Source organism: Mesorhizobium sp. M0633, from assembly GCF_040320645.1.
In the GTDB taxonomy this organism is placed as follows: Bacteria; Pseudomonadota; Alphaproteobacteria; order Rhizobiales; family Rhizobiaceae; genus Mesorhizobium.
Window position 1 is genome coordinate 1 of sequence record NZ_JAMYQC010000134.1, and the last position, 647, is coordinate 647.

Consider the following 647-nt stretch of genomic DNA (forward strand, 5'->3'; position numbering starts at 1 on the left):
CGACAAGAAGATCGGCGAGGACGCCATCCGCGAACTGATGGCTGCGGTCGATGCCTACATCCCGACGCCGGTGCGTCCGCTCGACAAGCCGTTCCTGATGCCGATCGAGGACGTGTTCTCGATCTCGGGCCGTGGCACGGTGGTGACCGGCCGCGTCGAGCGCGGCGTGGTCAAGGTCGGCGAGGAGCTGGAGATCGTCGGCATCCGTCCGACCACCAAGACGACCTGCACGGGCGTCGAGATGTTCCGCAAGCTGCTCGACCAGGGCCAGGCCGGCGACAACATCGGCGCGCTGCTGCGCGGTGTCGACCGTGAAGGCGTCGAGCGCGGCCAGGTCCTGGCCAAGCCCGGCACCGTCAAGCCGCACAAGAAGTTCGTTGCCGAAGCCTACATCCTGACCAAGGACGAGGGCGGCCGCCACACGCCGTTCTTCACCAACTACCGTCCGCAGTTCTATTTCCGCACGACGGACGTGACCGGCATCGTGTCGCTGCCGGAAGGCACCGAGATGGTGATGCCGGGCGACAACATCACCGTCGATGTCGAGCTGATCGTGCCGATCGCCATGGAAGAGAAGCTGCGCTTCGCCATCCGTGAAGGCGGCCGCACCGTCGGTGCCGGCATCGTCGTCACCATCAAAGAGTAAT

General features: G+C 65.4%; 1 protein-coding gene. It reads left to right on the forward strand.

The window, feature by feature from the left end:
- A partial coding sequence (locus NKI47_RS35035; RefSeq protein WP_352596426.1) for an EF-Tu C-terminal domain-related protein occupies positions 1-646 on the forward strand: 646 nt, incomplete at its 5' end.
- Position 647: the final 1 nt, after the last annotated feature.